General features: G+C 74.2%; 4 protein-coding genes. All 4 read right to left on the bottom strand.

The features are described from left to right. A partial coding sequence (locus ABD308_RS32835) for a transcriptional regulator (RefSeq protein ID WP_344343189.1) occupies window positions 1–560 on the bottom strand: 560 nt, incomplete at its 3' end. Window positions 561–845: 285 nt separating this feature from the next. Then, on the bottom strand, window positions 846–1,580 hold the full coding sequence (locus ABD308_RS32830; RefSeq protein ID WP_344343187.1) for a dienelactone hydrolase family protein: 735 nt from the start codon (window positions 1,578–1,580) through the stop codon (window positions 846–848). Between the two features lie 35 nt (window positions 1,581–1,615). Then, window positions 1,616–2,212, bottom strand: coding sequence for a hypothetical protein (locus ABD308_RS32825; protein WP_344343185.1), 597 nt, complete (start codon window positions 2,210–2,212; stop codon window positions 1,616–1,618). Between the two features lie 10 nt (window positions 2,213–2,222). After that, complete coding sequence (locus ABD308_RS32820; protein WP_344343193.1) at window positions 2,223–2,942, bottom strand: response regulator; 720 nt, start codon at window positions 2,940–2,942, stop codon at window positions 2,223–2,225. Window positions 2,943–2,974 lie beyond the last annotated feature (32 nt).

Below are 2,974 nucleotides of genomic sequence, written 5' to 3'. Positions count from 1 at the left end.
GCCGCCCGCTCCAGCGCCGTCGCGGGCTCCGCGAAGAAGTCGAAGAACGCGCACGCCTCGTCCCCGAACCCGTGGAACCGGCGCAGCGCCCCGGCCAGCGACGCGCAGTAGCCGCCCCAGGCCGCGAAGTTGGCCACCAGCGCCGCCGCCACGGCCGGCGGACGTCCGTTCAAGGCCAGCCAGGCCAGGTACGACGGATAGGCCTGGCAACCCGGCAGCGGCCCCCCGGAGGCGGCCGGTCCGCAGGCCGCCGCCAGCGCGGGCAGCGTACGCAGCGCGGCGCTCTCGCCCTCCGCCAGCCCCGCGAACCACGCGCCCAACGGCCCGTCCGCGCACCGGGTGGCGAGCAGCAGCAGGCTGCGCCGGTCGGAGGCGATGATCCGCTCCTGCTGCGCCGCCAGCTCGGCGAGCACCGCGAGCCGCCCCCGCCCCGCCGCGAACTCCGCGACCACGGCGGGCCCCTCCTCGCCCGGTGGGGTCAACTCCGCCCGGAGCGCGCGCAATCGCCGCTCCGCTGCGAGAGCCTGCTGCTCCGGCTGATCCGCCTGGTCGGTCGGCATGTACGGCCTCCGCATCACTGGTCCGGCCCCCGGCTCCATTCCTACCCCGCCGCCCCCGCCCCGTCCCGGGGCACGCCGGGACCGGCACGGGCGCGATGGACCGGTTTCCCGGCCGGTGGACCATCAGGGGCCGGTGAGCCCGTCACCAGGGCGCTGTTCCACCGTCGTCGAATGAACGCGCCGGTCCACGCTGGTGGGGGCGGACGCCCCGGGGCGGCATCGCGTTGGTGACGCGGATGACCCTCCTCGCCGCGTGCGTCGGCAACCCGGCGAACCCGTGCGGACCTAGCCGTTGGCCAGGGCGCGGCCCAGGAGGGGAAGCAAGCGGTCCCAGTGGCGCTTCAGCCCGGAGGCGCTGAAGGCGTCGGTGTCGGACATGGTGAAGCCGTGGACGGTGCCGGGGTAGATCTCGGAGGTGTAGCCGACACCTGCCGCGTCCAGGACCTGGTTGAGCTCGTCGAGGGCCTCGGGCGTCAAGTCGCTCTCGGCGTGGCCGAAGTGGACCTCGGCGGTGAGCTTCGAGAGGCTGTCGGGTCCGTCGGCTCCCACCGGGCCGTGGAATGAGGCGAGGGCGGCGACCTGACCGGGGTGGGCCGCGGCGGTGCGCACCGCCGCGAGGCCGCCGATGCAGTAGCCGGTCACCGCCACCGGCCCGGCGCTGACCTCGGGCTGAGCCGTGAGGAACCTGAGATAGGCGTCGGCGTCGCTCAGGACACGTTCGGCGGTGTGCGCCTCGATCAAGGGCATCAGCCGGGCGAAGACCGCGGGCCGGACCTCTTCTCCAAGGCGGTCGGGCAGCTCGATCACCGGGGCGGGGCCGTGCCGGTAGAAGAGATTGGGGACGAGCACGTAGTACCCGTGCCCGGCCAGTTCGCGGGCCATCTCCCGCAGCACGGGCCGGATCCCCAGGCCGTCCGCGTACATCAGCACCCCTGGGTGCCGCTCACCGTGGTCGGGGAACGCGGCGAAGGCGTCGGCCTGGCCGTCCGCCGTGGGAATCCGCAGCGTCTTGATGGGCATGAATCCTCCTGTCGTGGTTGATGCGCCGAACCGGCTCAGTCGTGGAGGGTGACGTCGGGCATGGGGCGGCCGGTGGCGTCGAAGAGGGGGGTTCCGCAGTCGCAGTGCTCGTCGGCCAGGGTCTCGGTGGGCGGGAGCTCCCAGACCAGCATCGCGGAGCAGCCGGGGCAGGTGAGGCTGACCAGGGTCTCCTCCCGTTCCGTGCCCCAGGCGCGCACCGGGAGGTCCTCGTGGGTCAGCCCGGTCAGCCCGGTCAGCCCGGTCGGTTCGGCCGGTTCGGCCGGGTCGAGTCCGGCGGTTCGGGTGACCAGGACCTCGTAGCCGTCGGTGCCGCTGTCCCACACCGCGAGCGTGCAGCCGAGGCCGGACAGGACGGTGGAGAGGTGGTCGAGTTGGCGGACCGGGAGGTCGCCTCGGCGCAGGGCCGGGTCGGCTTCGGCGGTCTGCTGGACGGCGGTGGTGTCGATGCCGGTCGGCGGTATCCCGAAGGCCCGGACACGGCCGGCCACGAACTCGGCCAGCTGGCCCGGGTGGTCCTCGCCGGTCCAGTCCATCGTGAACATCACACCGTCGACCCGGACCCCCCGGGCGCGCTCGTCGGGGGTCAGGACCAGCTCTTCCAGTTCTGTCATGGCGAGCACGCTACCAACGGGGTGTGACGTCCTCCCGGTGTGCTCCTCCCGCCGGGCCGACCAGGCCGGATTCGTAGGCGAGGATCACCAGGTGGACGCGGTCGCGGGCGGCGAGCTTGGTGAGGAGGCGGGTCATGTAGGTCTTCACGGTGGCCGTGCTGAGGACGAGTTCGGCGGCGATCTCGGTGTTGGACAGGCCGCGGCCGACGAGGGTGAGGATCTCGCGTTCGCGGTCGGTGATGCCGGTGAGGCGGCCGGTCGGAGGCGAGGCAGGGGCAGCGGCCGGGGGCGCGGGGGCGGGGCGGGCGGCGAACTCGGCGATCAGGCGGCGGGTGACGCCGGGGGCGATGAGGGCGTCGCCGGCGGCGACCACGCGGATCGCGGCGAGGATGTCGTCCAGGGCCATGTCCTTGACGAGGAAGCCGGAGGCCCCGGCGCGCAGGGCGGCGTGCACGTTCTCGTCCTCGTCGAAGGTGGTGAGCACGACGACCCGGGCCGCGCCCGGCGCGGCGGTCACCCGGCGGGTGGCCTCGATGCCGTCGAGCACGGGCATCCGCAGGTCCATCACCACCACGTCGGGCCGCAGTTCCCCGGCGAGCCGGACGGCCTCGGCGCCGGTGGCGGCCTCGCCGACCACCTCCAGGTCGGGTGCCTCGGTGATGACCATCTCCAGGGCGGCGCGGACGAGCGGCTGGTCGTCGGCGAGGAGGACGCGGACGGTGGGCGTCATCGCGTGGCCCCCTCGCCGACCGGCACCCGGGC

Source organism: Kitasatospora putterlickiae (assembly GCF_039527695.1).
Lineage (GTDB): Bacteria > Actinomycetota > Actinomycetes > Streptomycetales > Streptomycetaceae > Kitasatospora > Kitasatospora putterlickiae.
The sequence above is the reverse complement of the archived record's forward strand: the minus strand, read 5'-3'. Positions and strand labels throughout refer to the sequence as shown.